Below are 26,992 nucleotides of genomic sequence, written 5' to 3' on the forward strand. Positions count from 1 at the left end.
CGCTGCGGGACCACACGCTTTAGGTGGTCAACCGCTCAGTTGCCACGGGCTACTGGCACTTTGATGGTCGCACCCCGGCTGCGCCCGGAGTGCCGCCACTAAGATGAGGCATGGACTTCGAGGACACGCTCTGGACGGTTCTGGGGACCGGGCTGGTTCTGCTGATGCTCGTTGACGTCTTTCGTACACTCCTTTATCCGCACGGTTCCGGTCCTCTGGGCCGGGCGATCATGCGCGGATTCTGGCTTGTATCAAGAAAACTGCGGGGCCGGGGCTCCTTCATAGCCGCCCCCTTGGCGATGGCCGCTGTCATTGGTACCTGGGCAGGCTTGGCGGCCATCGGCTGGGCCCTGCTATACCTGCCCCATCTGACGGACGGTTTTGCTTACGGAGCCGGGGTTCCACTGCGGGCCGACTTTGCCGAAGCCCTCTACATCTCCTTGGTCACTCTTTCCACCGTGGGGTTTGGCGATATCGTGGCAACACATCCGGTGCTCAGGCTGGTTGTCGCCTTCCAGGCCGTCACCGGTTTCGGCTTGCTGACAGCAACGGTCACTTGGATCCTGCAGACTTTCCCGGCCCTGAACCGCCGCCGGGCCCTTGCCCACCAGCTGACTCTGTTCAGGGAGGCTGCCGGTCCGGCCGGTGTATTGGCCATGGAGCCCAGTCACGCTACCGGATTGCTGGAGGCAATTGCCGGAAACGTGGCTACGGTGACCATAGACCTGCTTGCGTTCCATGAAACCTACTACTTCCGTGAAATTGAGCAGCGCGGCTCCTTGCCCGCCACGGTGGCCTACGCCCATGAGTTGGCATCCCAGGCCCAGCGTAGCGAGAGCCCTGAACTGCAGTTCGCTGGACGGATGCTCCACGCGGCGCTGGACGGACTCGCGGAGGTCCTTCGCGGCAAATTCGGCCATTCCGGAGCCACATCTTCCGATGTGTTCGACAGCTACGAACTCCACCACCGGCACCTCCGGGGCGGGAAACCGGACACGACCTAGGGTGTGCGGGTAGCCACTGCTGCGAACCCTGCTGTTCTGAACGCGCTCGTTGCCCTGTCCGGTTGCCCTGTCCAGCGGCGACGTCAGGCCCGAGACCGGCTCCCGCCCTCAAGGCGCGGTCCGGTTCCCTCCGGCTCCATTGCCGGCGGTAGAGATGGAGTCGCTGATCGGTGTCAGACTCCGGCCTACGAGCGCTGGGCGATGTTGATGATGTTCCCCTCGCTGTCCAGGAACCAGGCTGCCTTTCCCCAGGAAGCGGTGGCAATGCCGTTCTCCGTCTTCAGACCGGGAAAATTGTAGTCTTCAAAGACGACGCCGCGGCCTCGCAGTTCCTCCATCTCGCGTTCGAGATTGTCCGTTTCCCAGCCCATCTGGGTGTTCTTGGCGGTCCCGGCATTCTCTGTCTGGTAAAGGAGGAAGCGGGTTCCTTGGCCGCAGCTGTACATCACGCTGCCCTCCTCCATGGATTCGGAGGGTTCGATTCCCAGCTTCTCCCGGTAAAACTCCTTCGCCCTGTTGATGTCCTTCGCGGGGAGGACAGCCATGATGTTTGAATCCTTGAGCATGATGATTCCCTTCAGTGCGCTGATGATCGCAGCGACGGCGTTGCTCCCCCCGGTTTCGGTCCCCGGAATCCTTGTCCGGAGCCCGTGACCGTCCCTTGCGCAAAGCCGGGGCAGCCACCTGGGACTCTTCAACGCAGCGACACCCATCGTCAGCGTGAGGGATCCCCGAAGTTATGTGGCCATTATGGACCGATACGGGTCTGCGGAAATAGGGCCGCCTGGTATCCGGCTGCCGGCCACGCCTAGAAAAGTACGGCCAGCAGGGCGCGCATGGCGCTCTCCGCCGTCCGGACCGCTGTGCGACGATGTCCGAATGGAACAGACCACGGAAGTCCTGCGCTATGCCGCCTTCACTACCACCCCCGACGGCGGAAATCCGGCGGGAGTAGTTCTGGACGCAACCCGACTCGATGACGCCCGGATGCAGGCCATCGCGGCCGACGTCGGGTATGCCGAAACGGTCTTTGTTACGGAGGTTTCGGTTGACGGGGACTCCCGCCGAAACCGTGTGCGGTACTTCTCCCCGATTGCGGAGGTGCCGTTCTGCGGCCATGCCACGATTGCTTTGGCCGTAGCGCTGTCAGGCCGTGATGGTGCCGGGACCTTTGTTTTCGAGACCCCTGCGGGGCCGGTCGCGATCGAGACTGCAGGCCAGGGCTCAACGGTGACGGCAAGCTTCACGAGCGTGGAGCCGCGAGTGGCCGAGTTCCCCGACGATGTTCTGAGCACCCTCCTCGGGTTGCTCGGCGTGGGCCGGGGCGACCTGAACTCCGCGTACCCTCCGATGATCGCCTTTGCCGGAAACTGGCACCCCATCCTTGTCTTCGCAGAACGAAAGACTTTTGACTCGTTCGTGTTCGACCCGGCTCCCATGCGCACGCTGATGGACGCCCAGAACTGGGCCGGCACCGTCACGACGCTCTACGAGATGGGACCGGGCGAATTCGACTCGCGCAACCTCTTCCCGGTGGGCACCATCACCGAAGATCCGGCGACCGGTTCGGCCGCCGCTGCCTTCGGCGCATACCTCCGCCTGCTTTCACTCGTGGAGCCGCCCAGCCGCGTGGTGGTGCACCAGGGCAGCCATGTCGGCCGCCCGAGCGTGCTCACCGTCGACATTCCCCCGACCGGCGGGATTACCGTGAGCGGTGAGGCCGTCGAGATCAGTTGACTCGTCCGAGCCGGTCGTGGGTCCAGCTCTTCAGGCGATCCGCCGAGACCGGGCGCCGGAGCGCCTCCTCGCTGGCCGCTGACGGCCACGCTCCCCCGCAATCTAGTAGCGATGTACGACGCCGGTCCGTGGCGCGCCCGCAGACTGGTAGTAGCTTCCGCCACGACAGGGCATCGCCGAGCACGAATTCCTCGCTGGCTAGAGCTTGGGAATCAGGACCGGGGTGCTTCTCTTGTAGGCCTCATAGTCGGCCTGACCGCCCCACTTCGAGTCGGACTTCTTCTCCAGGAGCGGAACGCCGCTGACCCTGGTGATCAGCAGGGTCACGAATACCGGGGAGATCAGGGCAACCCACTGCCACCCCTGCAGCACGGGGGCGGCGATGATGGCGACGCCCAGCCAGAGCAGGATCTCGCCGAAGTAGTTCGGGTGGCGGGACTTCGCCCATAGCCCGGTGGAGATGAACCGGCCCTTGTTGGCGGGATCGGCATTGAAGCGGCTCTTCTGTGCGTCCGCCACGACCTCGATGCCGAACCCGGCTGCCCAGACGAGGAAGCCGGCCAGCGCGAACCAGTCCAGCCCCACCCTGGTCTCCGCTGTGATGGCCACCCACGCGGCGGCCGCGGTGAACACAACCCACAGCCCCTGGATGGTCCACACATTAAGGAAGCGCACAAAGGACGGCTTGATCTCGTCAAAACGGTCATCCTTGCCGGCCTTGCTGATGCGGCGGAACAAGAAACTCCCCAGCCTCATGGCCCAGGCCAGGACCATGGCTGCCAGCAGCAGCGCCCTCGCGTCGATCCCGGGGGTCAGCAGCACCAGCAGCACAGTGATCGCGATATAGGTCAGGGAGCCGGTCAGGTCGTAGAACTTTTCAGTCTGGGCCCTGAACGAGGGAATGAATACCACCCACTGGATGAGGAACGCCGCCCCGACGGCTATCGCAAAGATGGGCACTCCGCCCAGCGTAGCCCCGTGCTGGCTGCCGGCCAGGGCAACGAGAGCGGCCAGCAGCACCACCGCGGGAGTGACGATGAGCGCCTTGCGGTCTGAATCCTTCATCAGGCCATTCCTTTCCTACGCCGAACCGTGTACTGGCACGCCGGGTCCTACCCTGGCACCACCGTATATTCAAACTTGTTTGATGATCAATCTTCATTGATTACTATATAAACTAGCAAAATCGAGGAGGAACCATGAGTGCAACGCCCTACCACCCGGCCGCAGTGGCGCTGCAGACCCTGTTCACCCTCGCCACCGAAACTGAGCGCGAGATCGCCCGCGGGATGGGCATCAACCTCACTGACTTCCGCGCGCTGTCAGCGCTGGAGCTCTCGGGACCGGTCACGGTGGGCAGGCTGGCCGACGAACTCGGCGCAACGCCTGCCACTGCCACCGCGATCGTCAACCGTCTGGAGCGCCGCGGCTACGTGGTACGGCACCGCGGCACGGACGACCGGCGCCAGGTCCAGGTGAGCGCCACACCAGCGTCCTCCGACGGGATCATGGCCTTGATGCGGCCCCTGATGACCGCCACGGACCAGCACCTCAAGGCCCTGCCCGCCGCAGAGCAGAAGGCTGTGACCGATTTCCTCGGCGCCGCCCAGCAGCTGATGCGCGGCCACCTCCGCGCACTTTCCGAAAAGGACACCCGATGAGAGAGTTCACCGCCCCGCTGCTGGTGGAGCTGTCCATTCACCGGAACGCCACCGACCTGTTGATGCAGCGGTTCCGGACAAACCCCGGCCACGTGGCCTTCGAGGTACGCGCCACGGACGCCGCGATCACGGAACCTTGGCGCCGGGTGACCACCGCCCAGTTCGTGGACGAGGTGCGGGCCCTGGCCAAGGGCCTCATCGCCGCCGGCCTTCAGCCCGGCGAATCGGTGGCCATCATGTCCCCCACCCGGTACGAGTGGGCGCTGGCCGACATGGCAGGGTGGTTCGCCGGCGCCGTCGTCGTCCCGATCTACGAGACGTCGGCGGCTCCCCAGGTGACCGCGATCCTCGCCGACGCCGATGTGCGGCTCGCCATTGGCGGCACAGCCGAGCACGCCGTCCTCCTGGAGGGCGGATTCGAGGAGGCGGGGTTGACCGGCCTCGGGGTCTGGACGATGGATGCCCGTCCGGGCGCGGACCTGGCGGAGCTCGTGGCCCTCGGCGCCGGGATCTCCGATGATGCGCTGGAGGAGCGGCGCCTGCTGGCAGGCCTCGACGCGGTAGCCACCATCGTCTACACCTCCGGCACCACCGCCGCGCCCAAGGGCGCCCTGATCACCCACGGCAACTTCGTGGGCCAAGTGCTGAACGTGGCCGCCGCCTACACCGAGGTGGTCCGCGAGCGCGGCAACACCATCATCTTCCTGCCAATGGCCCACGTGCTGGCCCGCGGACTGCAGCTGATCTGCCTGGCCAACGGCATGCGCATCGCGCACCTGTCCGATCCCCGGGAGGTGGTTCACGCACTCGGCGTCCTGCGGCCCACGTTCCTCGTGGTGGTCCCACGCGTTCTGCAGAAGATCCAGGCGTCTGCTGCGGACGCCGCGGCGAAGAAACACCTCGGACGGGTGTGGGCGTCGGCGCAGCGCACCGCGGTGGCGTGGGGTAGGTTCGCAGAAGCCCGCGACGGCGACCCGGGGGCAAGGCCCGCGCCGGGCCTGCGGTTGCGGCACGCGCTGTACGACCGCCTGTTTTATGCGCGGCTGCGGAGTCTGATGGGGGGACGGCTCGATTACCTCCTCTCCGGCGCCGCCGCGCTCGACGCCGAGCTGTCCCTGTTCTTCCGGGGCCTCTCCCTGCCGGTGATTGAGGGCTACGGCCTCACCGAAACCACCGCCCCGCTGACCGGAAACATGCCCGGGGCCATCAAGTCAGGGTCCGTGGGCGTCCCCATGCCGGGCACCACCGTGCGCATCTCGGAGCAAGGCGAGGTGCTGGCCCGCGGCGTGGGCGTCTTTGCCGGCTACCGCAAACCCTCCGACAACGCTGAAGCTTTCACGGACGGGTTCTTCCGCACCGGGGACCTCGGCGCCCTCGACGGGACGGGACGGCTCACCCTCACGGGCCGGCTCAAGGACGTCATCGTAACCGCCGGAGGCAAGACCATCTCCCCTGCCATCTGGGAAGGCTATGTTGAGGGCGACCCCCTCGTGGCGCATGCCGTGATGGTGGGAGAGGGCAAACCGTTCCTCGGCGGACTCGTGCTGCTCGATCCGGAGTCCGTCGCGGCCTGGGCGGAGCGGGAAGGCATCACCGACCTGACCCGTCTGCGGCTGCCGGACGACGGCGGCGCGCTCCAGATCGACGACGCGCGGCTTCTCGCCGTGATCGGCAACGCCGTGAGCGCCGCCAACGCGAAGATTGCCCGCTCCGAGCGGGTGCGCCGCTTTGTGCTGCTGCTCACCGACCTCAGCGAGGCCAGCGGCGTGGTGACCCCCACCATGAAACTCAAGCGCGCCGCCTTCGCCGAACGCACCCAACACATCGTCGACACCCTCTACGCCCAGCCAAGGAGCCAAGCATGAACGTCCAGGTCAAAAGGTGGCTGCTCGCCTACGCGGTTGCCGCCGTGGTCTTCGCCGTCATCGACGTCGCCTGGATCCTCACCGTGGCGAACAGGCAGTACGAAAGCCAGATCGGCGGCCTGCTTGCGCCCAGCGTCAATCTCGCCGGAGCCGTTCTGTTCTACCTCGTCTACGTCATGGGAATCGTGCACTTCGGCATCCGGCCCAACGACGCCCGCGCCACCATGCGGCAGCGCGTGACGGGAGCTGCCCTCTTCGGTTTCTTCACCTACGCCACCTGGGCACTCACCGCGCTCGCCGTGCTCAAGGACTTTCCCGCCGTCGTGGCCGTGACGGACATCGCCTGGGGCGTCGCGGTGTGCAGCACCGTCACCTGGCTCACGGCCAGCGTGCTCCGGCCGGCCCGTGCCAGGCAGCGCGCGTCCTAGTCAGCCGAACCACTTGGCCGGCCCGCTCCGCAACTTCGTGACACCCAGGTTTCTAGGGCCATTCCCCGCTCAGGGCAGAATGGACGCATGACCCTCACAACTTTCGCGCTCATCCGTCACGGCCAGACCGACTGGAATGCGCAGCGCCGGCTGCAGGGATCCACTGACATTCCGCTGAACGACGTCGGCCGCGGCCAGGCGCGCGACGCCGTCGCCACCGTGTCCGGTTACGAATGGGACGCGATCGTGTCCTCGCCGCTGAGCCGCGCCGCGGAAACGGCCGACCTGATCGCCGCAGGGCTCGGGCTCAGCGTGGCGAAGCGCGTCCCGGAGCTCACCGAGCGTCACTTCGGGCCCGCCGAGGGTCTGCAGGCCGGCCCCGAACTGGAGGCCCTGCGCACGCCCGACGGTTTCCGCGGCGCCGAAAGCGACGACGACGCAGCCAACCGCGGGCTGGCAGCACTGGAAGCCCTGGCCGAGGAGTTCCGCGGCCGCCGCGTCCTCGTGGTCGCCCACGGCACACTCATCCGCTTGAGCCTCGGCCGCGCGATCGGCCACACGCTGCAGAGCATCGACAACGCCGCGCTGAACCTGGTCCACCACCACGCGGTCGACGGCTGGGAACTCGAATACCTCAATGGCGAACCGCTGACCGCGGCCGCCGTCAGCTGACCACGGTCCGGGACGAGTGAACCCATGCTGAAACGATTGAAGGCCGCCGATCAGGCCCGGCTGCACCTGTTCCTCATGCTCGTGCTGACGTTCTCCACCGGGGTCATCGACGCCGTCGGCTATCTGGGCCTGGACCGGGTCTTCACCGGCAACATGACCGGCAACGTCGTCATTCTGGGCATGGCTCTGATCGGAGCCGACAACCTGCCTGTCGTCGGACCGTCGATTGCCTTGGGCTGTTTCATGCTTGGCGCCGTGATCGCCGGCCGTGCCCTTCGGCCCGAAGCGGCAGGCTGGAGCCGGCGGACGACGGCCCTGCTGACCGCCGTCGGCCTCACGATGGCGGCCGTCGCCGTCGTGCTGCTCTTCCACGCCCCGCACGCCGGCGACCCCGTCACTCTGGCAATCACCGGCGCGCTGGCGGTCGCTATGGGGATCCAGGCGGCCACGGCCCGGCACCTGAGCGTCAAGGATGTCACCACCGTAGTGGTGACCTCGACGCTGACCGGGCTGGCCGCCGATTCCCGCCTCGGCGGCGGCAAGGGCGCCCACGCAGGCCGCCGGTTTGGCGCCGTCGTGCTCATCCTGGCCGGCGCGGCCGTCGGCGCGGCCCTGCTGCACGTGCATCCGGGTTTCGGCGTGCTGCTCACCGCGCTGCTCACCACGGCTGTGGCCGTCGCCGGCGGCATCGCCCGGCAGCGGGCACAGGATGGCGCTGCCGCTGTGGAGCATGCGGCGTCGGTGGCATCAGACCGTTAAGCTCCTAGCGACTGTTGCTCGGCGGGCTGTTGGCCGGGAGGGCCGTCGTGCGGGCAGGGTTCCGATCTGCTGTATGAGGGGTCATGGTGTCCGTGGTTCCCAGTGCTCGGCGATCTTGCCGTCCTGGACGGATGATTTCCGTCCCGCCGAGTTCGACTGTCTTGCCCGTCGCCGGAATGCCCAGCAAGTCCCCGTGTTCGGTACCGGCCATTACAACGTGGGCGGCCTCAAAATCTCCGTCGGAATCTCAATGATGTTGTCAACGGATGTTGGCACGCCTTTGGGATGTCCCGGCCGGTAGCCGCCGGGACACCCGGGTGTTTCTAGTCCGTCCAGCCGGGGTAGGGTTTTCGGTCCTGGTTCGGCAGTTCGGCGGCGGTGGCGGGGAGGTTGTCCGGGCCGTCGGACTGTCCGGAGGCCCAGTTGAAGAAGTCCTCGACGGTGATCGCTGCGGAGCAGGCGTCCTGGGTCCGGTACCAGTGCGTGGCGGTGTCGCCCTGGACGTAGGCGCCGTAGCCGAACAGTTCCCCGTTCCGATCGCGGGTGCGGGCGATGGCGAAGACGATGCAGGGCCAGGATCCGGCGTTCCATCCTTCGCTGCCCCCGTTCGGCAGCACCGACCAGACGGCTTCGTTGAGACTATCCATCCAGTCGTACCCATCCCCTGACAAGTCGTCGGAGGGACGGACCAGGGCTGCGACCGGTTCGGCGGTGTCGCCGGTCGTCGTGTCGGTCATGGTTTCTGTGCTCATGAGGTGATGCTCCGTTTCGCTCGGGCGGGCGGGTGCCTCAACAATCGGCTGCCCTTCTCCCCCAACCATGTTTTTGCCTGCTGGCGGAGCTTCGCGTAGCTGTGCCCGACGGAACCGGGGGAACCCGAAGTGCAAGCAGCGGATGGATTGCGTCAGGAAATCAGCGCAGCGCCGAAGCTAATCCATCTGCTGCGCGGCCTTCCCCGGGACGGTTGCGCCGGTGGAGTGGGCACGTAAGATCCAACGGACAGCAGTAAATAAGGACAAAAGAGCTTGTACTGCGCGAGCACAGGGAGGCCCGCGAACTACCTCGGCGCTATCTGGGCGAAGCTGGGCAACGAGGCCCTCCGTCACCCGCCCCGGGAGCACCTGCATTGCGGCTGCGGCTGTCGTAGCCAGTGTTCTAGTGTCTTGGCCGGGAAGTCTGCAGTAGTCCCTGAGGCGTCGGGCCTAGCCGGATCAGCCACGACCCGTTGCCGTAATAGATGAAGTATGCTTCACTAATTGAGTGTGGAGGGGAGTACCCCACGAATGTCCCGTCGTCAGTACGGCCGACCCTGAGCGGCCCGGCGGGGCAGGTTCCTTGGGACCGGGAAAGACCTCCAGTTGGTTTGAACTGACTGGAAGCGGGTACTCCCTGATGAATGTTCCTTTTTGGGCCTGGTTGGCCGTTCTTGCCTTCATTGTCCTGATGCTTGCCGTGGACCTGTTCGCGCACCGCAAAGCGCACGTCATCCGTGTCCGGGAAGCCGCGCTCTGGTCAGCCGTCTGGGTCGCCCTCGGTGTCGGCTTCGGCGTCCTGATATGGCAGGTCTACGGTGCGGAGTTTGGCCAGCAGTACTTCGCCGGGTATCTGATCGAGAAATCCCTGGCAGTGGACAACGTGTTCATCTGGGCGATCATCTTCACGTACTTTGCAGTCCCCCGCGAATACCAGCACCGGGTGCTGTTCTTCGGGGTCCTGGGCGCCCTGATCTTCAGGGGCATCTTCATCGCGGCGGGCTCCGCCATCATCGCCAGTGCCGGCTGGGTGCTCTACATCTTCGCGGCGTTCCTGCTCATCACCGGCTACCGGATGATCCGCCACCGCAACGACATGCTTGACCCGGCAAGGTCCCGGGCGCTGAAACTCTTCCGCCGGCGCGTGCCCATGACGGACGACTTCCACGGCCAGCGGTTCCTGATCCGCAAGAACGGCATCTTGCTGGCCACCCCGCTGCTCGCGGTGCTGGTCCTCATCGAGGTCACGGACATCATCTTCGCCGTGGACTCCATCCCCGCGATCTTCGCCGTCACCGACGAAGTCTTCCTGGTCTTCACCGCCAACGCCTTCGCCATCCTGGGCCTGCGGGCCATGTACTTCCTGCTCGCTGACCTGATCCACCGCTTCGTCTACCTCAAGATCGGACTCGCGCTCGTCCTGATCTGGGTCGGCATCAAAATGCTCCTCAAAATCGACGTCTACTACATCCCCACCCCGCTGTCCCTGGCCGTCATCGCCACTATCCTCGGTGTGTCCATCGGCGTCAGCCTCTGGGCCACCCGCGGCCAGGAACGCCGGGCTCCCGAGGGGCTGGCGCACTCCCCCTTCGGAACGGCCTCACCCGAGGAGATCGTGGCCCTGGAACCACTATGGGGCAGACGCCGTGGCACGAAAGCCACCTCAACACCGCAACAGGGCGACGCCGGGAAATCAGACGCGGACCCACACTCACCTACAAAGGGTGACGCGCATGAAAGATGAGCCGGTCCGCCCGGTGGCGGCACTGATACTTGATGGGGCAGGAGCCCCTGAGACTGCGCGGCGCGCAGCGGCGGTGGCCAGGATGGCGGGCAGCCCCCTGGTACTCCTGGTGCCCGTGGAACGGACCGGATTCAGCCTCAACCCCCTCACCCGCCGGCTCGCAGCCATCCGGCAGACTGCCGAAGCAGATGCGATCGCTGCCCGGGTCCGGCCGGTGCTCGAAAGTACCGCGAGCGATTTTCAAGTCCGGGCGGTTCCCTGTCTTTTCACACAATCAGGGATCACCGGAGGCGCCTCCCTGAGAAGCATCAAGGCCGCCGCACGGCGAATCCGCGCTTTCATCCTCGTAACTCCAATCAGGCAAGATGGTGGAACGATCATCACGAAGGCGCAACGCCTGCGTCCCGACAGGCATGCCGACGCCATCGGAGACTCCAGCGAGGAGCAACCATGACAATCCCGCCGCCGGTTCCGGAAAATGGCCTGCAACCACCGCTTCCTGCAACACCGCCAACACCTTTGCGCCCAACATGGACCTTTCTCACAAACCACGGCCATGTCCTGCTGGCGGTGGCAACAGACCCTGACGCCCGCGTGAAAGACATCGCCGAGACGGTCGGGATCACACCACGCTCGACCCTGCAAATCCTCAAGGATCTCGAAGCCGGCGGATACCTGCACCGCAGCCGGGACGGACGACGAACCCGCTATGCCATTGAACCCCACCAGCACTTCCGGCACCCCGCCGCAGCGACCAGGGAAGTCGACGGACTGATCGGCCTGTTCGCAGACCCCCGCCCTTAACCGCGGCGGAGCCACCCCAGGACATTCGTTTATCCCGACCGCATGACCGCCCCCGGAAGCGGTATCCCGCAACCTAATTTCGCGCATTCGAAGGATCACGTTCACCACCGGCCTGTAGCCGCTTGCCAAGCGGCCAGCCGGGCCGTCGGGACGGGTACCGGTGTGTTGGGTGGCGTCGCGGAGCATGGCCCAGGGGACGTTGAGCCGGGGCCGGGCCAGGGAGAGCATGGATTGGATGTGGGTTTTACCTTCGCTGCGTTCTTCGGTCGTAGTGGGTGCGGGAGGCGGAGCAGCTTTTCAGCGCGGAAGGCCCGGAGAAGTAGAAGACACGGAGGAGGCGTCTGTCGTAGCGCCGGGGGCGTTGGTGGTGGTGGTTGCCGGTGATTCGGCCGGAGTCCCGGGGTGGTGGCGGCGCGGCCGGCGAGCACCGATTCGGCGGCCTGGTAGGCATCGAGCGGGTCGGATTTTCCCTGCAGCCGGCGCGCGTGCCGGTTCGGGCGCATCACCTCCACGACGTGAATGCCCTCGCGCACGAGCACGCGTGAGAGTTCGGCACCGTAGCTGCCGGTCCCTTCCACGCCCACGGCGAGGACGGGACCGAATCCGGTGATGAAGTCGATGATCCCCTGGTAGCCGGCACCCGCGGCCGGGAATTCCCTGTCGGCCATGTGCCGGCCGGTATCGGTGATGACGGCGACATGGTGGGTATCGGCGTGGGTGTCGATCCCGGCGATGACTTTCGTTTGTTCGTTTGCCATGATGAAACTGCCCTGACCTTCCGTTGCGTGCGGTGAAACACGAAGGGCACGCCGGCCGGGTGGGCAGACAAGACAGTAATGGGACTCTTCGAACAGGCTCCTATGAGGTCATGTCCACCTGGCCGCCGCGTCAACTGCAGGCTGTGGTGCGGCGGACAGATCAATGTCAAGACAAACCCTCACACGGGCGTCAGTCACACTTCGAGCCACGCCGCAACACAGGCCAATTCCGTCATTACTGTCACACCGGCCGCGTAGTCTGCCTTCACGAGCTTGAACCGTCCGGCAGGGGATGACATGGCTGACCTGATCCACGAGGCAAACGACAGGACGCCTTCCCCGCACGCAGCAGTTGCCTCGCTCCCTGAATCGTTCGAGCCGAATAACCGTGACTGGCCGGAAAGGCTGGCAGCCGGCGGTGAGTTCACCGACGACGCCGTCGCGGACTACCTGCGCCGGCTGAGCCAATACGACTTGCTCACCGCCGAGCAGGAAGTGGAACTGGCACAAGAGATCGAGGCAGGCCTTTTCGCGGAACAGCTCTTGGCGGACGGCACATCTCGGCCCGGCAAGGACACAAGGGAGCTTCGGACCATCGTCCTTCTGGGGAAGCGGGCTGCCGACGCGCTGCTCCAAGCCAACCTCCGGCTAGTAGTGTCCATCGCCAAGCACTACACCCACCGGGGCCTCGACTTTCTGGACCTGATCCAGGAGGGAAACCTCGGACTGCACCGGGCCATCTGCAAGTTCGACTTCACCAAGGGTTTCAGATTCTCCACCTACGCCGCGTGGTGCATCCGCAGCGCCATCACCCGGGCGCTGGTGAATCAGGCCCGTCTTATCCGGCTGCCAGGGAACGTCGTCGATCAGCTGCAGAAAGTGAGGTCAGCACAACGGACGGCCGCAATGACGGGGACCCTTTGCAGCCGGGAAGATCTTGCCCGGCTGACGAACAATTCGGTCGAGAACGTCGAATATCTGCTGACCTGGGACAAGCCGATCTATTCGCTGGACGGTCAAGTGCCCGACGGCAAGGGCGGCACCGAAGCGATGGCCGAACAGCTGTTGGATCCTTCTGACCCCGAGGCGGCTGATTTGCTCTTTCACCAACAGATGAAGGCGCAGGTGCATGCCGTACTCAACACACTCGAGGCCCGGGAAGCCTGGATCATTGCGATGCGCTTCGGCGTGACGGGCGGTGCAGGGAATACCTTGGACGCCGTCGCGAAAGCGTTCGGCATGACCCGCCACCGCGTACGCCAGATCGAGGCCACGGCGATGGAGAAGCTCAAACAACCGTCCCGGTCCAATGCCCTGCGGCAGTATCAGTTTGACTGCTGGAGCCCATCCCGCGGGGAGACGGCGTCGGAGTCCGCGCTGGCGGCCCCTAAGCTTTCCGCTGCTCCCGCCACAGCAGCGACACCACAAACACCACTGCACCCAGCCCCAGCATGACGAACACCATCAGCCCCCAGTTCTCCTGGTTGACGCCGGTGCCGTAGAAAATGCCGATCAGCACCGTGGCCGTGATCGCCCCCAGGTACCGGCAGGTCTGGTAGATCCCCGCGGCCACGCCGCGCTCCTCCATCCGGGTGGACAGGTACATGCCCTGGCTGGAGGCAATACCCACTACGCCGTAGGGCACGCCCAGCAGTGCGGTCAGCCCAAACACCAGCGGAATGGCGAACGACGCCGTCAGCAGCCACATCGCCCCCGACGCCACAATCAGCAGCACGACGCCGGCGATCAGTACCCGCTTCACGCCGAAACGATCGATCGCGCGGACTGCGAGCGGCGTCACGACCACCGACATCGCGGCGAGCGGCAGCATCAGCAGCCCTACAATGCCGGGATCGTAACCGCCGGCTTCCTGCAGCAGCTGCGGCAAGCCGAAGAACGCGAAGTAGTAGACGCCGCTGAACACCGCAAAGCCCAGATAGACCAGCAGCAACGGCCGGTTGCGGCCCAGCAGCCGCAGGTCCAGGAACGGCGGCTTAAACCGCAGCTCACGCCGGACGAACAACACCGCGAGGAGCGTCCCGCCGCCCAGCAGCCACCAGCGGTAGGGCGGCAGCACGTTCAGGAGGGCCATCATCACCAGCACCATGGCGCCCAGGAACGCCAGAATCCCGGGAATGTCCGAGTCCCGCAGCAGCTCGGAGGCCCGGCCGCGTTCCCGTCCTTCGTCGGCGGGCGCAAACCGCCGGACCAGCAGGATGGCCGCGAGCGAGAGCGGGACATTGATCAGGAACAACGCCTGCCACCCGACCAGGCTCACCAGCAGCCCACCCACCACCGGCCCGACGGCGGCAGCGGAGGTGTTCGCCATCTGGATCCGGCCCAGCGGCCGCGTGGACTTCACGTTCGCCTGCCGTGCCAGCGCCGCGACCATGACGACGGCGCTCGGAAAGGCCGTCGCGGTACCCAGCGCCATGAAGGCACGTGCCACGCAAAGCAGGGCAAAGTTCGGAGCGAAGGGAGCCAGCGCGCACGTCACTGCCACCAGGGCCATGCCGAGCATGAACAGCCGGCGCGGGCCGAAGCGGTCCGCCAGCCGCCCCATGAGCGGCTGGCCGGCCGCGGAGGTGAGATAGAACGCCGTGATGACCCAGGTGACCGTGGCGACGTCGAGCCCGAAGTCCGCGCGCAGCACCACAAGGGCGACGGCGATCATCGAGGAGTTCAGCGGGTTCAGGGCCGTGCCGAGGCTGAGACCGGCGACGGCGATGCCCGTCCGGGGAGAGTTGCTCACGGCAACAGTCTGTCCCATACCCGGCGGTGCCTGGAAACCTTGTGACGCGTCAGAGGACCTTGGAGAGGAACGCCTTGGTCCGGTCATGCTGCGGGTCGCTCAGGATCTGGCGGGGAGGCCCGGCCTCCACCACCACGCCGTCATCCATGAACACCAGCGTGTCCGCCACCTCGCGGGCAAACCCCATCTCATGGGTCACCACAATCATGGTCATGCCGCTCTTGGCCAGTCCCTTCATGACGTCCAGGACCTCGCCTACGAGCTCCGGGTCCAAGGCGCTTGTCGGCTCGTCGAAGAGCATCAGCTTCGGATCCATGGCCAAGGCGCGGGCAATGGCCACCCGCTGCTGTTGGCCGCCCGAAAGGTGCGCCGGATAGGCATCGCCCTTGTCCGCCAGCCCCACGCGCTCCAGAAGTTCCACGGCCCGGGCAGTGGCCGCGGCCTTGGAAATCTTCTTCACCCGCATAGGCGCTAGGGTGATGTTCTCCAACGCAGTCAGGTGCGGAAACAGGTTGAATCTTTGGAAGACCATCCCGATTTCCTGGCGTTGGAAAGCCGCTTCCTTGAGCTTGAGCTCGTAGAGCTTGTCTCCTTTCTGCCGGTAGCCGACCAGCTGTCCGTCGACCGAAAGCCGGCCGCCATCAACCACTTCCAGGTGGTTTATGCACCGCAGGAACGTCGACTTACCCGAACCGCTGGGCCCCACCATGCAGAGGACCTCCCCCGGGTCCACCTTCAGGCTGATTCCGCGCAAGACCTTGTTCGAGCCGAAATTCTTGGAAACCTTCTCCGCAAGGACCATGGGCACGCCCGTCATCCCTTACCTCCAGCATCAGTACTGAGCGGTGCACCCGGTGCACCCGGTTCGCCGGGCCCCGCCTTCGGTCCCGGTTCTGGCCCCGCGGGTTCCTTGCCTTCCTTGAGCCGCCCTGTTCCCCGGGAGAACCGCTTTTCAATGAAGTGCTGGCCGACCATCAGGATGGAGGTGAAGAGCAGGTACCAGAGGGAAGCCACAATCAGCAGCGGCACGGGTGTGAACGTCACGGCTGAAATGCCGCGGGAAACGCCGTAGAGGTCGATGCTCAATGGAATCGCGGCCACCAGGGAGGTGGTCTTGAGCATCGAAATCACTTCGTTGCCGGTAGGCGGAATGATGATCTTCATGGCCTGCGGAACCACGACGTACCGCATCGTCTGCCCCCAGGACATCGCCAGCGCCGTCGAGGCTTCTGCCTGGCCCTCGTCCACTGACAGCAGGCCGGCACGCACGATTTCAGACATGTAGGCGGCTTCGTTCAAGGCCAGCCCGATCACGGCGGTGATGAAAAGGTTGGTGAAGATATCGTTCGGGAGGGTGACCCAGGGTGTCATGAACGGAATCCCCAGCGTGAACCGCGGATAGATCAGGGACACGATGCCCCAGAACACGAGCTGCACGTAGACGGGGGTGCCCCGGAAGATCCAGATATACAGCCAGGCAATGCTCTTCAGCACCGGATTTGGTGAGAGCCGCATGATGGCCAGCAGCAGGCCGATGACGATCGCGCCGATCATCGCGTAGATGGTCAGCCACAACGTCACCCACGCGGCCTGGCTGATCCGGCGGTCGAAAATGTACTTTCCCACGTCCGGCCAGCCGTAGTCGGGGCGCTGGGCAGCGTCGAGCACAAAGACCGCCAACCCGAGCACCAGGACCACGGCAATGAAGATCCGCCACGGGTGACGCAGCGGGATCGCAACGATCGCCTCCGCCGGCGCGTCGTCCGTGTCCTGTCTTGCGCGGGCTCGCGGCTTCCCATCAGGTTCCGACTCAAGCATCCTGCCGGATTCCGGCTCGCTCATTTACTATCACCCTTTGGCTGCCACGTTGAGTGCCGCCGTCTTGATGCCGCCGGCTTCCACTCCCCACTTGGTCAGGATCTTGTTGTACGTGCCGTCGTCGATCAGCGCCTGAAGGGCCTTCTGGAGGACGGGCGTGAATTCACTGCCCTTGGCCACAGGGATGCCGTACGGCGCCACCTCAAAGGCGTCGCCGGCGGTCTGCAGCTTGTCCTTGGTCTTGGAGATCGCATAAAGAGTCACGGGCGAATCGGCGCTCATCGCGTCGACCTGTCCCACCACGAGGGCGTTGGTCGCCTGGTCCTGCGCGTCGTACTTGAAGATGGTGATCGCCGGCTTCCCTGCATCCGTGCAGGCCTTCGATTTTGCTGGCACCTCATGCGTGTCCTCATAGGTGGTTGCCTGGACAGCGACTTTGAGCCCGCACGCGTTGTTCGGGTCCACGGTCTTGCCCTTGGGAGCGGCCCATTGGATGCCGGCAGAGTAGTAGTTCACGAAATCCACCTGCTTTTCGCGTTCCAGTGTGTCCGAGAACGAGGACATTCCCATGTCATCCTTCCCTGCTTTGACGGCAGGAAGAATGTTGTCAAAGGTGCCGATGTCGAAATTGACTTTCAAGCCCATTACCTTGCCCAAGGCATTGGTGAGGTCCACAGACCAGCCAGCGGGCGCACCGTTATCGTCCTTGAACTCGTTGGGCGGGTAGTTGTTAGCCATGCCGACATTGAGCACGCCGGAACTCTTCATTTTCTCCGGAAGCGACGCGGCAATGGCGTCATTATTTTTTCACGTCGATCGTGTCAGCTGTTCCGGATGCCCCGCCGGAGGGGGTTGGTTCACTGTTGTTGACACAACCGGAGAGGGACATCGCCGTAGCTATGGTGAGAACGGGAAGAAGGTATCGGATGCGCATGGTTTCCTTAGCTGTTCAAAGATCCTCTAGGCTCCCGCAACGCTGCGGAAGGACACTACGTGACTGCTAGTTCAGAACTCATCAATTCGTGTTACCTGACGCTCTTGTTTCAAGGATTTCTCCGGAATGACGAATGTCCCGAAGAATTTCCCCACCTCGAGCTTTCAACTCGGAAATGCTGGAAACGCCCACTAACGTCATCGTACGCCGGAGTTCATCTGCGAGGATCTCAATGATGCGCCCGACACCCGGTGAGCCGGCCGCCACCAATCCGTAAAGGTAGGCCCTGCCGATCGCACAGGCATCGGCTCCGAGTGCCAACGCCTTGAGGATGTCGTTCCCCCGGCGGATGCCTGAGTCCACATAGATCTCGATCGAATCGCCCACCCGCTGCCGCGATTCCTGGAGGACATCCATGGGGCTCAGCATGTGGTCGAGCTGGCGTCCGCCATGATTGCTCAGCTGGACGGCGTCCAGGCCAATGCGGGAGGCCTTCGCCACGTCGGCCGGGTTGACGCAGCCTTTCAGCACGATCTTGCCATGCCAGGCCTGCCGCAAGGCTTCCAGTTCCGTCCATCCGCTGGTCGCATCCGAGTGGCCAAGGATGTCCTGCCACATGGACGGGGTAACAACAGAGGTGGCCGCGGCACTGCGCGGATCCAAATTGGGAAAACTGATTCCGTCCGACTTCAGGAAGTTGATCCACCAGGACGGACGTCGGGCGATGTCCGCAATGGTTGACAGCGTCAGCGCGGGAGGCGCGGTGAAGCCGTTGTGGAGGTCCCGTTCCCTGGAACCCAGCGCCCGCGTATCGACGCCGACAATCAGGGTGTTGAACCCTGCGGCGTCGCAGCGCGCCAGTTTGTCCTTCAACGCCTGGGCGTTGGAGGTGAGCCCGAAGTTGAACCAGCGGTCAAGAGACGGGTGGCGCTCGGCGATCGTTTCCATCGCCACGGTGCTCAGCCCGGCCAGCCCGTAGGGGATGCGGGCCCGGTCCGCGGCAGCAGCGACGGCCAGCTCCCCCTCGGGATGGAACAGCCGGGTGGCCCCTGTGGGGGTCAAGGTGAGGGGCAGGGCACTGTCTTTTCCGAGCAGGGTCGTCATCGTATCGGGTCCGGACACCGGGCCCCAAGTGGGCATGAGTGCCCAGGCGTCGAAGACAGCCCGGTTGCGGCGGAGCGTCACTTCGTCTTCAGATCCGCCGTCGAGGTAATCGAAGATCCCTGCCGGCAAGACCTTCTTTGCCGATTTCCGGTATTCCTCGACGTTGTAGGCGCCGGCCAGCACACGCCGTTGGCGGGACAATACGGGAGCCTTGATCTGGATAAGCTGCCTGGCGTCGCTGAATTTCAATGAGGGCCTCCCGTTGCGTTCTTGCGTTATCGTTCGGCCTGCGGGGCCGAAGACGCGGACGCCGTGGACCCTGCGTCCCGGTGCCCCCACGCCAGCTCACGGAGCCGGACCAGATCCAGCGCCGGCTGGGCGGGCGGGACGCCGGGACGTTTCCGCGGAACCAGGACCCGCAGGGCACCGGGTTCGATGCTGCACCGCACTGGCGTGCTCATCTGCAGGGCCTCGCCGTCCACTCCGACGGGGATTGCTGGCACGTCTGCGTCAACCACCACCTCCGAGGCGGCGCGTTGGATCAGGCCGTGCTTGGTCGCGCGGCGCAGCAGGCCCACGGCTTCACGGGTGGTCGCGGCGGAAATCGTCACCGCGCCGAGAACGCCGCGGTCCAGCCGGGTCCGCCGGCCCAGGCCCGCGAGGTCGTTGCTGCCGTAGGGGCCGTTGCTCACAAGCACCGCCTGCGGTCCGTCCACCGTCACGCCGTCCAGCTGGGCTCGCAGCCGCGTGCCCTTGTCCCCTTTGATCAGGTCCGGCAGCATCTGCAGCACGGTGCCGGCCTTGTCATCCCGGTACTCCGGGCTCTGGACCACCTCGGCATACACGCCGAAGGAGGCGTTGTTGACGAAGGTGCGGCCGTTGATCTTGCCGAGGTCCACGTTTAGCTCCACCCCGTCGCGGAGGGCATCCAGGCAGCCGGTCGGATCCTCCCGGTCCAACCCGAGATCGAGGGCGAAGTGGTTGCGGGTGCCAGCGCTGATCACCAGGAATGGCAGGTTGTGCTCGGCCGCGATGCCGGCCACGAGCGCCTGGGTTCCGTCACCGCCGGCGACGCCGAGCAGATCGGCCCCGCGCTCCACCGCCTGCCGGGCCAGCGCATCGACATCCACCGGGCCCGGGCCCTCGAGGAGCGCCACCTCGGCGCCGAGTTCCTCCGCCTTCCGTTGGAGGTCGAACTTCACCACCTTGCCACCGCCGGAACGCGGATTCATCACCAGGAAAGCATGCCGCCAGGTGGGAGCGGGGTACTCGGGCATCTTTGAGCCTTCCCGGCTCTCCCGGAGAGCCGCGCGGGCACACACCAACGCCACAAACACGAGCCCCACGGTGACCATGACCTCCCACAGGAGTCCGGCTTGAACGAACAAGAACAACACGACCAGCGGGGCGAGCACCGCCAGTCCCAGTGCGCACCAGCGCAGGACTCCGCGGCTGATGAGGAACCAGTAGATACCGACCATGGTCACCACGAGGCCGCCGGCACCCGTCAGGAGCAGCGCGATGGTTCCTGCCAAACCCGCAGCCGCCAGGGGAACGAGCGCCGCGCAGACGATCGCGACGTAAGCGGCCCTGGCCCACCACCGCCGGGTCTGTGGGACTTCGTCGAAAGGGATGACAGTCATATCCTGCTCCTTGCGGTAATCCGGCCCCTGGTCGATCGACCGGTCTCCCCGCCTGCGGCTGTGCCGTCAGGTATTGATTTTGGCCACGGTCATCAGGATCGCCGAGTCCTCTTCCGCTTCCAGGCTGTGCAGCCCGTCGGGCACGATCAGCAGATCGCCGGTCTTGCCCTGCCAGGATTCGTTGCCGGCCCGAAGCCGGACACAGCCGCGGAGCACAAACACGGTCGCTTCGCCGGGGTTCTGATGCTCGCTCAACTGCGTCCCCGCCCTGAATGCCATGACGGTCTGGCGAAGAACTTTCTCATGTCCGCCAAACGCAGTATCTGCCGCACGTCCGCTGGGGGCCGCCACCGCAGCTGCAATCTGCTGCCGGGCAAGGGCATCAAGCGATATCTTCTGCATGGGGCCACCCTACTCAGAAACACGTTCTCTGCCGAGGGTCCTTTGTCCCGTCCGCCCCGGACCGGACCGATCCCGGGCGCACGAGTTTCGTAACTCTTCGGGCACGTCCTACGCTGAAACCAACGGCCCGCACCATGGCCGCCCCGCTTCACCGCAAACTGTCGCAACGGAGCTGCAATCATGACCGAGGCCGTCGCTCCCAGCGCGGAACCGCCGGTACCGGCCGCCCCGGTGCCCCAGGTTCCAGCGCTCCCGGCGCCCCAGCTCCCTCCGCCCCAGCGTCCAGTGAACGACGACGCCGACCTCCGCCACCTCGCGGACGTCACCTTTGGCCTGGCGCACCTCCGCGAAGGCCAGCTCACCGGGATGCGCGCCCTCGCCGCCGGCCGGGACGTCCTCGCCGTCATGCCCACCGGCTACGGAAAGTCGGCCGTCTACCAGGTCCCCGCCCTCATGCTGCACCGCCGGCAGCAGCGGCCCACCGTCGTCGTGTCCCCGCTGATTTCCCTGCAGGAGGACCAGCTGGACGGGTTGCGGGACACCGCGGGGCCGGCCGTCGCCGTCGCGGTCAACTCCTCACACAGCGCCGGGGAACAGGAGCACGCCTGGCAGGCGGTGGAATCCGGCGAGGCGGCGTTCCTCTTCCTCGCGCCGGAACAGCTCGCCAAGACCAGTACGGTGGAGCGGATCGCGGCGCTCAACATCGCCCTGTTCGTGGTGGACGAGGCCCATTGCGTCTCCGCCTGGGGCCACGATTTCCGGCCCGATTACCTCCGGCTCGGCGAGGTCCGCGAGCGCCTCGGCAACCCGACCACCGCGGCGCTGACGGCCACTGCCTCTCCCCCGGTGCGCGAGGAAATCCTGGCCCGCCTCGGCATGATCGGCCCGCTGGTCCTGGTCCACGGCTTCGACCGGCCCAACATCCGCCTGGAGGTGCACCGCCACCACGAGGACAAGGAGAAGCGTGTCGCCGTCGTCAACCAGGTCACCGAACTGGTCGCCGGGCACGCCGCCGAAGTCCTCCTAGAAGGTGTCCCCGGCCCGGTCCCCGCGAAGCCCGGGCGCGGGCCCGGGCTGGTGTACGCCGCCAAGCGGAAGGACACCGAGAAGTACGCCGCGAGGCTGGCCCGGAATGGCCTCCGCGCCGCGGCGTACCACGCCGGCCGCACGGCCGCCGAGCGGGAACTCGTCCATGAGCAGTTCCTCGACGGCCGCCTGGACGTCGTGGTTGCCACCACAGCGTTCGGCATGGGGATCGACAAGCCCGACGTCCGTTTCGTCATCCACGCCGACATCCCCGAATCGTTGGACAGCTACTACCAGCAGATCGGCCGCGCCGGACGGGACGGGCAGCCCGCCGTCGCAGTGCTCCACTACCGCTCCGAGGACCTCGGCCTGCGGCGCTTCTTCGCCACCCACACTCCGGACGAGGCCTCGCTGCTGGCGGTCCTCACCGTGCTGCGGGAGGCGGGCGGCCCGCTCCAGCCACAGACGCTGGCCGAGTGGACTGGCTTCCCCGCCCGACGGATTACCGGCCTGCTGAACCAATTGCAGGACACCGGCGCCGTCACAGCACACCACGACGGCGTCCGGCTCGAGGTGGCGCTAGACCCGGCTGCGGAGCCCGCCCGCGTGGTGGAACGCGCCGTCGAACTCGCCGCGGCCCGCGAGCGCGTGGACAAGTCCCGCATTGCGATGATCCGCAGCTATGCCGAAACGCACCGCTGCCGCCGCCAGTTCCTCCTCGGCTACTTCGGTGAAGACCTGCCCGAACCTTGCGGGAACTGCGACACCTGCACCGAAGGCACCGCGCTGCTCTTGGAGCACGGGCACGACGGCCAGCACGACGGCGGGTCTGCCGCCGTCGGTGATTCCGCAGTCGGTGATTCCGCAGTCGGTGTTTCCGCGGCCCGCATCTCCGCCAACATTTCCGCCAGCGGTGCTGAGGCGTTCCCGCTGAACTCCCGAGTGGAGCATGCCCTCTGGGGTCCGGGCCTGGTGATGGGGCACGACGGCGACCTCATCACGGTGCTGTTCGACCGCGAGGGCTACCGGACGCTGTCCCTCAAAGCCGTCCTGGGCCACGGGTTGCTGACGCTCAGTACATCACCCGGAAACTAGTAAACGCCCCCGTCGCCGCCGACACGGACTCCTGGACGTCCTCCACCCTGCCCGGCGCCTCCGACGAGCGCAGCCAGCGCCGCAACTCCAGCACCAGAGGCTGCGGCCCCTCCGCCACAATGCCCACGGAGCCGTCGTCGTTGTTCCTGACAGTGCCGGTCAGCCCGAGGTCTTCGGCCTTCCGCACCGTCCAGTACCGGAAGCCGACCGCCTGGACCACGCCGGACACCCGCGCGTTCAGCCGCACGGGCTCCCCGGCATCCGCGGAAAACTGCCCAGGGTGCTTGTCAGTCATGCTCCCAATGTAGCGCCCGGCACAGCCCGGGGGTCTGGTTCCACGGGTGCGGTCCCACGGGTGCGGTCTCACCTGCCAGATAGTAAGGGACCTTAGCCTCTTATCCGTGGCTGCAGTCCGCGCAAGGCTGGCTGCCAGCACTACGGCTTGTCGAAAACCGGCAACAGCACAAGGAAGTGCTCTTAACCTCCCCGGCAGCAACAACTGCCCGAAAGGACAAGACGATGGCTGGACAGTTCGAAATCTTCACTGACTCGGAATCCAACGTCCGGTTCCGGCTTCTCGCCGCCGACGGGACCGTATTGGCCATTTCCACAGCATTCGGCGACAAGCGCCAGGCGGCGGACGGCATCATGGCTGTGCGCGAGTGCGCAGGCACCGGGCTGATCAGTGAGGCCCGCAGCAACCCGTGGACAGGGCCGCGCACTAGCAGGAGCGCCTCGCCGGGGCCGACAAGCCGTCGACGGCGGCATTTGCCCGCCGTATAGCCGGGCTACTTCGCCGGCTCGCTCACCGCACCCTTTGCAGGTCGAAGCGACGTGATCATCTTCCGGACATCCTGGTACTCCGCCGTGGTGGCATAGAGTTTCGCCTTCGCGAGGTATGGCAGCCCGGGGTCCCCCGGCGTCGTGTTATTCGCCGGATTGTAGGCCTGGCCGAATAACGCTCCGCTGGGCGGCCAGAGGAAGAGCTGGAACATCGGGCACGCCGTAGGCCCCGTCTCGGGCGGCATCATGGTGATTCCGTACGACGCGATGGTTGGCGGCGACGCTTGCGCCGCACTGAAGTCACCGCGGGCCTCGAAGACGTAGCGGGGCCCGTTCTGGTCCGCGGAGCCGGGCTCGGTGAGTGCCTGCATCGGCTGCGAATCGATCAGCAGGTAGGGCTGCTGATCGCCGCATTCGGTGCCTGTGACCACGTTGGTGCGCAGCGCGGCCATCTGCTTCCCGGCGGCGTTCACAACGTCCACGAATTCGCCCCCCAGCGGCGCCTGCCCGGCGGGATCCTTGACGGACCAGGTGGCCGGATAGTCGAAACTCAGCGTCCCGTCCGACGTCGTGAATGTCTTCCAGTCCGACGACGGCGGCCCCACCGCCGTCGCCGAGCCGTCCGGCGGCGCGGTTCCCGGCGATGTTCCCGGTGCTGTTCCCGGAGAGCTTCCCGGCGTTGCCGATGAAGCGCCCGGCGACGCGGTCCCGGCTGCTGTCCCCGACTCTGTGCCCTGCTCTGTTCCCTGTTCAGTTCCATGTGAATTTCCAAGGGATTTTCCCGGCGTCGCGGTGTCCGACGTCGGGCCTGCCGTCGTCGCGGCGCCGGAAGGCGCCGGCGGCCCAGCGGGCGAACCGCAGCCGACCAGCAGCAGAGCCGCGACCGTCAGCGCGGACAGTACAGGAGCGGGAACCGCTGCCGGAGCCACTGCCGAACCGGCGGAAGACGCCGCCGCCCGTCCCTTCATCCCCATTGCCACGAGCCCGGCCGCCTCTACTGCCCCGCCGGCCGCAGCGAGGTGATCATTCTCTTGACGTTCTGGTATTCGGCGGTGTTCATGTACGCCTCCGGGGTGTCCACATTGGGCTCGTTGCCGGGGGTGGTGTCGAAGGGGTTGTAGACGCCGCCGAACGAGGCTCCGCCGGGAGGCCAGGTGAAGTAGTGGAAGATCGGGCAGGCGTCGGGGCCGGCCGGTTTGGGTGCCGAGCTGAGGCCGTACGCCATGACGTTGGCCTTCGTGGGGTCCTTCTCCGCCGGATAGAGCCGCAGTTCAAAGATGAAGTGAGGGGTGACCCCTTGCTGGGCCAAAGCGGGCACGGGCACGAGGTCGAGTACCGAGTACGGGATCCTTGGCGTGCATTCGGCACTGGTGGCCACATTGGTCCGCAACGTGGCCAGCGACTTGCCGCCCGGGTTGAGGACCTCCAGGAACACCCCGCCGGGAGTGGCCTCGGCGCCGCGGTCCTTGATGGTCCACTCGGCCGGGTGGTCGAACTGCAACTTCCCGTCCGGCGTCTTGAGGGTCTGCCAGTTCGCCGCCGTCGGCGCGGGCGTGTCCGGTGCCGCCGACGGCTCAGTCGGCGCGGTATCGGCGGCGCCGCTGCTGGCGGGCGCGGAGGTCAAAGGCGGCACGGTCGGCATGGTTGGCGACGGCGAACCAGAACCGGAGGGCGAACTGCAGGCGCCGAGCAGCGCCGCAACCAAGACGCCGGCCGATGCTGCCGTGCCGAGTGCCGAAAGTCGACGCATGTCACCCTCCCCCTGGGATTCAAGTGGTTCGACCATTCTCGATCGCCGGGCCGCAGAAACCAGAGCCAAAAGTCCCGCGGCGGCCACGCCGTTCCACGCCGCGGCGGCCACAGAACCGGGCCCGGTGCGGCCGTGGCGCCGCCGAACGAAACCGAGTGCCCCGGCGTGACGGGACGCACGTTGACATTCCGCCGATTTCAGTTGGCCACGGAAGCTTGCTAGAGCTTAAGTAATGCAAGAGTTCCTGACACAAGCAATGCCGTTCCTGGCCATGGCCCTCGCCGTGGTTGCCGGACTCGTCCTGTCCTGGCTGGTGCGCAAGATTGTGCTCCGGCTCAACCGCAGCAAACCCGAACTGCGCGAGACCTCCCGCGTGGCCCGGCTGCCGCTGCGCTTTTCCCTGTGCCTGATCGCTGTGCGGATCGCGCTGGCCATTTCCACCGGGGACCTCGAATGGCGCCACGCCCTGGACCATCTGCTGCTCATTGCGCTCATCGCGTCTCTGGCGTGGCTGGCCATCGCCATGCTGCTGATCGTCGAGGCGATGGTCCTGACCCGGTACCGGGTGGATGTCGCAGACAACCGCCGCGCCCGCCGGCTGCGCACCCAGGTGATCCTGGCCCGGCGGATCGGCGTCGCCCTGATCGTGGTGGTGGCCCTGGGCAGCATGATGCTGACGTTCCCCGCGATCCAGGCCCTCGGCGCCGGGCTGTTGGCCTCTGCGGGCGTGATCTCGATCGTCGCCGGCCTCGCCGCGCAGACCTCGCTGGTCAACGTCTTCGCCGGCATCCAACTCGCCTTCACGGACGCAATCCGGGTGGACGACGTGGTGGTGGTCCAGAAGGAATGGGGCCGGATCGAGGAAATCACCCTGACCTACGTGGTGGTCCACATCTGGGACGACCGCCGCCTGATCCTGCCCTCGACCTACTTCACCACCACCCCGTTCGAGAACTGGACCCGCCGGCAGTCCGAAGTCATGGGCACCGTGGAGTTCGACCTCGACTGGCGCGCACCGGTCGAGGCGATGCGCGCCGAACTCAAGAAGGTCCTGGCCGACACCCCGCTGTGGGACAAGCGCGTGGGCATCCTGCAGATCACCGACGCCACCGCCGGCTTCGTCCGGGTGCGCATCCTGGTCAGCGCCGCGGACAGCGCCTCCCTCTTCGACCTCCGCTGCCTGATCCGTGAAGAACTCGTGCTCTTCCTGCAGCAGGACCACCCGACGGCGCTCCCCCACGTGCGCCTCGAACGGCTGCCTTCGGCCGCCACTGCTTCCGCCGCTTCCAGCGCCTCCGACGCCGGGACAGGTCCCCAGCGCCCGGGGTCCCAGCGCCCGGGCACAGTCTCCGCCGCGGACGAGCACCACCGGCACGCGGACCCCCACGACTCCCAGCTGTTCACCGGGTCCATCGAGGCGATCCAGCGTTCCAAGGCCTTCTCCGGTCCCGGCGAGGATGTCTTCGAGGACCGCGACAACGCCATCGCCTCGCAGAACTAG

General features: G+C 66.0%; 27 protein-coding genes and 2 pseudogenes. 13 read left to right on the top strand and 16 right to left on the bottom strand.

The window, feature by feature from the left end; translation table 11 throughout:
* Positions 1-110: 110 nt before the first annotated feature.
* Positions 111-1,004, top strand: coding sequence for a potassium channel family protein (locus ACVWYS_RS14530; RefSeq protein ID WP_456507330.1), 894 nt, complete (start codon positions 111-113; stop codon positions 1,002-1,004).
* 185 nt (positions 1,005-1,189) lie between these two features.
* Here the strand turns inward: ACVWYS_RS14530 and ACVWYS_RS14535 are convergent, their stop codons facing one another.
* Positions 1,190-1,570 carry a VOC family protein gene (locus ACVWYS_RS14535; RefSeq protein WP_456509976.1) on the bottom strand — a complete coding sequence of 127 codons (381 nt, stop codon included), beginning with the start codon at positions 1,568-1,570 and terminating at the stop codon, positions 1,190-1,192.
* Positions 1,571-1,883: 313 nt separating this feature from the next.
* Between ACVWYS_RS14535 and ACVWYS_RS14540 the strand changes: the two genes are divergently transcribed.
* A complete protein-coding gene (locus ACVWYS_RS14540) occupies positions 1,884-2,741 on the top strand; it encodes a PhzF family phenazine biosynthesis protein (RefSeq protein ID WP_456509977.1) in 858 nt (285 codons plus the stop codon).
* 198 nt (positions 2,742-2,939) lie between these two features.
* On the opposite strand, the gene ACVWYS_RS14545 is transcribed toward ACVWYS_RS14540, so the two are convergent.
* Positions 2,940-3,806 (bottom strand): DUF1295 domain-containing protein, encoded by an 867-nt coding sequence (locus ACVWYS_RS14545; RefSeq protein WP_456509978.1) that lies wholly within the window; start codon positions 3,804-3,806, stop codon positions 2,940-2,942.
* A gap of 134 nt (positions 3,807-3,940) precedes the next feature.
* Between ACVWYS_RS14545 and ACVWYS_RS14550 the strand changes: the two genes are divergently transcribed.
* From ACVWYS_RS14550 to ACVWYS_RS14570, 5 genes are all read left to right on the top strand, one after another.
* Positions 3,941-4,402 carry a MarR family winged helix-turn-helix transcriptional regulator gene (locus ACVWYS_RS14550; protein ID WP_456509979.1) on the top strand — a complete coding sequence of 154 codons (462 nt, stop codon included), beginning with the start codon at positions 3,941-3,943 and terminating at the stop codon, positions 4,400-4,402.
* Complete coding sequence (locus ACVWYS_RS14555) at positions 4,399-6,267, top strand: AMP-dependent synthetase/ligase (protein WP_456509980.1); 1,869 nt, start codon at positions 4,399-4,401, stop codon at positions 6,265-6,267. Before ACVWYS_RS14550 ends, ACVWYS_RS14555 begins: the two co-directional genes overlap by 4 nt.
* Positions 6,264-6,695, top strand: coding sequence for a DUF2177 family protein (locus tag ACVWYS_RS14560; protein ID WP_456509981.1), 432 nt, complete (start codon positions 6,264-6,266; stop codon positions 6,693-6,695). Before ACVWYS_RS14555 ends, ACVWYS_RS14560 begins: the two co-directional genes overlap by 4 nt.
* Positions 6,696-6,782: 87 nt before the next feature.
* A complete protein-coding gene (locus ACVWYS_RS14565; protein ID WP_456509982.1) occupies positions 6,783-7,367 on the top strand; it encodes a histidine phosphatase family protein in 585 nt (194 codons plus the stop codon).
* A 24-nt stretch (positions 7,368-7,391) separates the two neighbouring features.
* Entirely contained in the window at positions 7,392-8,126 is a 735-nt protein-coding gene (locus ACVWYS_RS14570) for a YoaK family protein (protein WP_456509983.1), read from the top strand.
* Positions 8,127-8,449: 323 nt separating this feature from the next.
* Here ACVWYS_RS14570 and ACVWYS_RS14575 read toward each other — a convergent pair whose 3' ends face one another.
* On the bottom strand, positions 8,450-8,878 hold the full coding sequence (locus ACVWYS_RS14575) for a hypothetical protein (RefSeq protein ID WP_456509984.1): 429 nt from the start codon (positions 8,876-8,878) through the stop codon (positions 8,450-8,452).
* A 640-nt stretch (positions 8,879-9,518) separates the two neighbouring features.
* Between ACVWYS_RS14575 and ACVWYS_RS14580 the strand changes: the two genes are divergently transcribed.
* On the top strand, positions 9,519-10,622 hold the full coding sequence (locus ACVWYS_RS14580) for a TerC family protein (RefSeq protein WP_456509985.1): 1,104 nt from the start codon (positions 9,519-9,521) through the stop codon (positions 10,620-10,622).
* Positions 10,623-10,896: 274 nt separating this feature from the next.
* Here ACVWYS_RS14580 and ACVWYS_RS14585 read toward each other — a convergent pair whose 3' ends face one another.
* Entirely contained in the window at positions 10,897-11,154 is a 258-nt protein-coding gene (locus ACVWYS_RS14585; RefSeq protein WP_456510310.1) for a hypothetical protein, read from the bottom strand.
* Between ACVWYS_RS14585 and ACVWYS_RS14590 the strand changes: the two genes are divergently transcribed.
* Positions 11,073-11,426, top strand: coding sequence for a MarR family transcriptional regulator (locus ACVWYS_RS14590; protein WP_456509986.1), 354 nt, complete (start codon positions 11,073-11,075; stop codon positions 11,424-11,426). The two genes, ACVWYS_RS14585 and ACVWYS_RS14590, sit on opposite strands and share 82 nt — an antisense overlap.
* Before the next feature lie 174 nt (positions 11,427-11,600).
* On the opposite strand, the pseudogene ACVWYS_RS14595 reads toward ACVWYS_RS14590, so the two are convergent.
* Together ACVWYS_RS14595 and ACVWYS_RS14600 are read right to left on the bottom strand one after the other, a co-directional pair.
* Positions 11,601-11,835 (bottom strand): annotated as a pseudogene (locus ACVWYS_RS14595) (IS110 family transposase); the annotation flags it as partial.
* A gap of 22 nt (positions 11,836-11,857) precedes the next feature.
* Positions 11,858-12,184, bottom strand: a pseudogene (locus ACVWYS_RS14600) (IS110 family transposase); the annotation flags it as partial.
* 297 nt (positions 12,185-12,481) lie between these two features.
* Here ACVWYS_RS14600 and ACVWYS_RS14605 point away from each other — a divergent pair.
* Positions 12,482-13,639, top strand: a complete 1,158-nt coding sequence (locus ACVWYS_RS14605) for a sigma-70 family RNA polymerase sigma factor (RefSeq protein ID WP_456509987.1) — start codon at positions 12,482-12,484, stop codon at positions 13,637-13,639.
* On the opposite strand, the gene ACVWYS_RS14610 is transcribed toward ACVWYS_RS14605, so the two are convergent.
* From ACVWYS_RS14610 to ACVWYS_RS14640, 7 genes are all read right to left on the bottom strand, one after another.
* Complete coding sequence (locus tag ACVWYS_RS14610) at positions 13,572-14,936, bottom strand: MFS transporter (protein ID WP_456509988.1); 1,365 nt, start codon at positions 14,934-14,936, stop codon at positions 13,572-13,574. The two genes, ACVWYS_RS14605 and ACVWYS_RS14610, sit on opposite strands and share 68 nt — an antisense overlap.
* 49 nt (positions 14,937-14,985) lie before the next feature.
* Complete coding sequence (locus tag ACVWYS_RS14615) at positions 14,986-15,753, bottom strand: amino acid ABC transporter ATP-binding protein (protein ID WP_456509989.1); 768 nt, start codon at positions 15,751-15,753, stop codon at positions 14,986-14,988.
* A complete protein-coding gene (locus tag ACVWYS_RS14620; protein ID WP_456509990.1) occupies positions 15,750-16,778 on the bottom strand; it encodes an amino acid ABC transporter permease in 1,029 nt (342 codons plus the stop codon). The genes ACVWYS_RS14615 and ACVWYS_RS14620 overlap by 4 nt, the downstream gene beginning before the upstream one ends.
* 6 nt (positions 16,779-16,784) lie before the next feature.
* Positions 16,785-17,492: an ABC transporter substrate-binding protein gene (locus tag ACVWYS_RS14625; protein WP_456509991.1), complete on the bottom strand. Its 708-nt coding sequence runs from the start codon at positions 17,490-17,492 to the stop codon at positions 16,785-16,787.
* Between the two features lie 277 nt (positions 17,493-17,769).
* On the bottom strand, positions 17,770-19,041 hold the full coding sequence (locus ACVWYS_RS14630; protein ID WP_456509992.1) for an alpha-hydroxy acid oxidase: 1,272 nt from the start codon (positions 19,039-19,041) through the stop codon (positions 17,770-17,772).
* 26 nt (positions 19,042-19,067) lie between these two features.
* Positions 19,068-20,435 (bottom strand): diacylglycerol/lipid kinase family protein, encoded by a 1,368-nt coding sequence (locus ACVWYS_RS14635; protein WP_456509993.1) that lies wholly within the window; start codon positions 20,433-20,435, stop codon positions 19,068-19,070.
* Positions 20,436-20,501: 66 nt separating this feature from the next.
* On the bottom strand, positions 20,502-20,837 hold the full coding sequence (locus tag ACVWYS_RS14640; protein ID WP_344364471.1) for a cupin domain-containing protein: 336 nt from the start codon (positions 20,835-20,837) through the stop codon (positions 20,502-20,504).
* Positions 20,838-21,122: 285 nt separating this feature from the next.
* Between ACVWYS_RS14640 and ACVWYS_RS14645 the strand changes: the two genes are divergently transcribed.
* The gene (locus ACVWYS_RS14645) at positions 21,123-22,958 is read left to right on the top strand and encodes a RecQ family ATP-dependent DNA helicase (RefSeq protein WP_456510296.1); all 1,836 of its coding nucleotides are present in this window, start codon (positions 21,123-21,125) and stop codon (positions 22,956-22,958) included.
* Here the strand turns inward: ACVWYS_RS14645 and ACVWYS_RS14650 are convergent.
* Complete coding sequence (locus ACVWYS_RS14650) at positions 22,936-23,253, bottom strand: acylphosphatase (protein ID WP_456509994.1); 318 nt, start codon at positions 23,251-23,253, stop codon at positions 22,936-22,938. The two genes, ACVWYS_RS14645 and ACVWYS_RS14650, sit on opposite strands and share 23 nt — an antisense overlap.
* 224 nt (positions 23,254-23,477) lie before the next feature.
* Between ACVWYS_RS14650 and ACVWYS_RS14655 the strand changes: the two genes are divergently transcribed.
* Positions 23,478-23,741 (top strand): YegP family protein, encoded by a 264-nt coding sequence (locus tag ACVWYS_RS14655; RefSeq protein ID WP_456509995.1) that lies wholly within the window; start codon positions 23,478-23,480, stop codon positions 23,739-23,741.
* Positions 23,742-23,746: 5 nt separating this feature from the next.
* On the opposite strand, the gene ACVWYS_RS14660 is transcribed toward ACVWYS_RS14655, so the two are convergent.
* A complete protein-coding gene (locus ACVWYS_RS14660; protein WP_456510297.1) occupies positions 23,747-24,715 on the bottom strand; it encodes a hypothetical protein in 969 nt (322 codons plus the stop codon).
* 20 nt (positions 24,716-24,735) lie between these two features.
* Positions 24,736-25,491: a hypothetical protein gene (locus ACVWYS_RS14665; protein WP_344364463.1), complete on the bottom strand. Its 756-nt coding sequence runs from the start codon at positions 25,489-25,491 to the stop codon at positions 24,736-24,738.
* Between the two features lie 232 nt (positions 25,492-25,723).
* On the opposite strand from ACVWYS_RS14665, the gene ACVWYS_RS14670 reads away from it, so the two are divergent.
* Positions 25,724-26,992 (top strand): mechanosensitive ion channel family protein, encoded by a 1,269-nt coding sequence (locus ACVWYS_RS14670; protein WP_456507346.1) that lies wholly within the window; start codon positions 25,724-25,726, stop codon positions 26,990-26,992.

The sequence above is a fragment of the Arthrobacter sp. TE12231 genome (genome assembly GCF_054062895.1).

Bases quoted from the DNA above. Each gene is read 5' to 3' on its own strand.
- ACVWYS_RS14530 (WP_456507330.1), top strand. From the start codon at position 111: ATGGACTTCGAGGACACGCTCTGGACGGTTCTGGGGACCGGGCTGGTT.
- ACVWYS_RS14535 (WP_456509976.1), bottom strand. From the start codon at position 1,570: ATGCTCAAGGATTCAAACATCATGGCTGTCCTCCCCGCGAAGGACATC.
- ACVWYS_RS14540 (WP_456509977.1), top strand. From the start codon at position 1,884: ATGGAACAGACCACGGAAGTCCTGCGCTATGCCGCCTTCACTACCACC.
- ACVWYS_RS14545 (WP_456509978.1), bottom strand. From the start codon at position 3,806: ATGAAGGATTCAGACCGCAAGGCGCTCATCGTCACTCCCGCGGTGGTG.
- ACVWYS_RS14550 (WP_456509979.1), top strand. From the start codon at position 3,941: ATGAGTGCAACGCCCTACCACCCGGCCGCAGTGGCGCTGCAGACCCTG.
- ACVWYS_RS14555 (WP_456509980.1), top strand. From the start codon at position 4,399: ATGAGAGAGTTCACCGCCCCGCTGCTGGTGGAGCTGTCCATTCACCGG.
- ACVWYS_RS14560 (WP_456509981.1), top strand. From the start codon at position 6,264: ATGAACGTCCAGGTCAAAAGGTGGCTGCTCGCCTACGCGGTTGCCGCC.
- ACVWYS_RS14565 (WP_456509982.1), top strand. From the start codon at position 6,783: ATGACCCTCACAACTTTCGCGCTCATCCGTCACGGCCAGACCGACTGG.
- ACVWYS_RS14570 (WP_456509983.1), top strand. From the start codon at position 7,392: ATGCTGAAACGATTGAAGGCCGCCGATCAGGCCCGGCTGCACCTGTTC.
- ACVWYS_RS14575 (WP_456509984.1), bottom strand. From the start codon at position 8,878: ATGAGCACAGAAACCATGACCGACACGACGACCGGCGACACCGCCGAA.
- ACVWYS_RS14580 (WP_456509985.1), top strand. From the start codon at position 9,519: ATGAATGTTCCTTTTTGGGCCTGGTTGGCCGTTCTTGCCTTCATTGTC.
- ACVWYS_RS14590 (WP_456509986.1), top strand. From the start codon at position 11,073: ATGACAATCCCGCCGCCGGTTCCGGAAAATGGCCTGCAACCACCGCTT.
- ACVWYS_RS14585 (WP_456510310.1), bottom strand. From the start codon at position 11,154: ATGTTGGGCGCAAAGGTGTTGGCGGTGTTGCAGGAAGCGGTGGTTGCA.
- ACVWYS_RS14605 (WP_456509987.1), top strand. From the start codon at position 12,482: ATGGCTGACCTGATCCACGAGGCAAACGACAGGACGCCTTCCCCGCAC.
- ACVWYS_RS14615 (WP_456509989.1), bottom strand. From the start codon at position 15,753: ATGACGGGCGTGCCCATGGTCCTTGCGGAGAAGGTTTCCAAGAATTTC.
- ACVWYS_RS14620 (WP_456509990.1), bottom strand. From the start codon at position 16,778: ATGAGCGAGCCGGAATCCGGCAGGATGCTTGAGTCGGAACCTGATGGG.
- ACVWYS_RS14625 (WP_456509991.1), bottom strand. From the start codon at position 17,492: ATGGCTAACAACTACCCGCCCAACGAGTTCAAGGACGATAACGGTGCG.
- ACVWYS_RS14635 (WP_456509993.1), bottom strand. From the start codon at position 20,435: ATGACTGTCATCCCTTTCGACGAAGTCCCACAGACCCGGCGGTGGTGG.
- ACVWYS_RS14640 (WP_344364471.1), bottom strand. From the start codon at position 20,837: ATGCAGAAGATATCGCTTGATGCCCTTGCCCGGCAGCAGATTGCAGCT.
- ACVWYS_RS14650 (WP_456509994.1), bottom strand. From the start codon at position 23,253: ATGACTGACAAGCACCCTGGGCAGTTTTCCGCGGATGCCGGGGAGCCC.
- ACVWYS_RS14655 (WP_456509995.1), top strand. From the start codon at position 23,478: ATGGCTGGACAGTTCGAAATCTTCACTGACTCGGAATCCAACGTCCGG.
- ACVWYS_RS14660 (WP_456510297.1), bottom strand. From the start codon at position 24,715: ATGGGGATGAAGGGACGGGCGGCGGCGTCTTCCGCCGGTTCGGCAGTG.
- ACVWYS_RS14665 (WP_344364463.1), bottom strand. From the start codon at position 25,491: ATGCGTCGACTTTCGGCACTCGGCACGGCAGCATCGGCCGGCGTCTTG.
- ACVWYS_RS14670 (WP_456507346.1), top strand. From the start codon at position 25,724: ATGCAAGAGTTCCTGACACAAGCAATGCCGTTCCTGGCCATGGCCCTC.